General features: G+C 68.3%; 1 protein-coding gene. It reads left to right on the forward strand.

What is annotated here, in order from left to right:
- Positions 1 to 1,741 (forward strand): hypothetical protein (locus SOP97_RS20195; RefSeq protein ID WP_322950601.1); only part of this gene is annotated, 1,741 nt, incomplete at its 5' end.
- Positions 1,742 to 1,910 lie beyond the last annotated feature (169 nt).

Consider the following 1,910-nt stretch of genomic DNA (forward strand, 5'->3'; position numbering starts at 1 on the left):
CACCGACGACTACCTCAACGAAGGCAGCGAGCCGCTGGTCGCCACCATCAGCGGCGTCACCGACACCGACGCGACCTTCGAGGCCGTCGCCATCGGCAACAACAATACCGCCAACAGCGCCATCACCGATGACGCCGGCCCAGGCTCACCGACGCCTCCAGGCACCCCAGGCGCTGAAGACACTGTCTATGCCGTGATCAGCGTCGACGCCAACACCGTCGCCGAAGGCGGCAAGCTGACTTACACCGTAACCCTGCAAGACACCAATGGCGTGGCCGTCACCGTGCCTGCGGGCAAGTCCGTCAATGTCGCCCTGGACTGGACCGGTACGGCTGCAGGCGGTACTGATACCAGCGCACTGCCAACCAGCGTCACCATCACCAACGGCAGCAGCGCTACCTTTGATATCAGCGCCACCGACGACTACCTCAACGAAGGCAGCGAGCCGCTGGTCGCCACCATCAGCGGCGTCACCGACACCGACGCGACCTTCGAGGCCGTCGCCATCGGCAACAACAATACCGCCAACAGCGCCATCACCGATGACGCCGGCCCAGGCTCACCGACGCCTCCAGGCACCCCAGGCGCTGAAGACACTGTCTATGCCGTGATCAGCGTCGACGCCAACACCGTCGCCGAAGGCGGCAAGCTGACTTACACCGTAACCCTGCAAGACACCAATGGCGTGGCCGTCACCGTGCCTGCGGGCAAGTCCGTCAATGTCGCCCTGGACTGGACCGGTACGGCTGCAGGCGGTACTGATACCAGCGCACTGCCAACCAGCGTCACCATCACCAACGGCAGCAGCGCTACCTTTGATATCAGCGCCACCGACGACTACCTCAACGAAGGCAGCGAGCCGCTGGTCGCCACCATCAGCGGCGTCACCGACACCGACGCGACCTTCGAGGCCGTCGCCATCGGCAACAACAATACCGCCAACAGCGCCATCACCGATGACGCCGGCCCTGGGTCAGCGACGGCTGGAGGCAAGTCAGTCGCTGAAGACACTGTCTATGCCGTGATCAGCGTCGACGCCAACACCGTCGCCGAAGGCGGCAAGCTGACTTACACCGTAACCCTGCAAGACACCAATGGCGTGGCCGTCACCGTGCCTGCGGGCAAGTCCGTCAATGTCGCCCTGGACTGGACCGGTACGGCTGCAGGCGGTACTGATACCAGCGCACTGCCAACCAGCGTCACCATCACCAACTGCAGCAGCGCTACCTTTGATATCAGCGCCACCGACGACTACCTCAACGAAGGCAGCGAGCCGCTGGTCGCCACCATCAGCGGCGTCACCGACACCGACGCGACCTTCGAGGCCGGCGCCTGCGGCAACAGCAATACCGCCAGCAGCGCCTTCACCGATGACGCCGGCCCAGGCTCACCGACGCCTCCAGGCACCCCAGGCGCTGAAGACACTGTCTATGCCGTGATCAGCGTCGACGCCAACACCGTCGCCGAAGGCGGCAAGCTGACTTACACCGTAACCCTGCAAGACACCAATGGCGTGGCCGTCACCGTGCCTGCGGGCAAGTCCGTCAATGTCGCCCTGGACTGGACCTGTCGCKGATACACATCTCCGGCTGCCGACGAAGTACACGGTGTAGTGCGCGGAGGGCGCGGTAGCAGGGATAGCTGTGGGTGGGGGGGGGGGGTGGGGGGGGTCGTGGTGGGGGGGGGGGGGGTGGGGGGGGGGGGGGGGGGGGGGCGGGGGGGGGGGGGGGGGGGGGTGTAGTGGTAGGGCGGGGGGGGGGGGGTAGGGTGGGGGGGGGTCGGGGGGGTGGGGGTGCCGGTGGGGGGGGGGGGGGGGGGGGGGGGGGGGGGGGGGGGGGGGGGGSGGGGGGGGGGGGGGGGCGGGGGGGGGGGGGKGGGGGGGGGGGGGCGGGGGGCGGGGSGGGGGGGGG

The organism is Pseudomonas spirodelae (genome assembly GCF_034653255.1).
Lineage (GTDB): Bacteria > Pseudomonadota > Gammaproteobacteria > Pseudomonadales > Pseudomonadaceae > Aquipseudomonas > Aquipseudomonas spirodelae.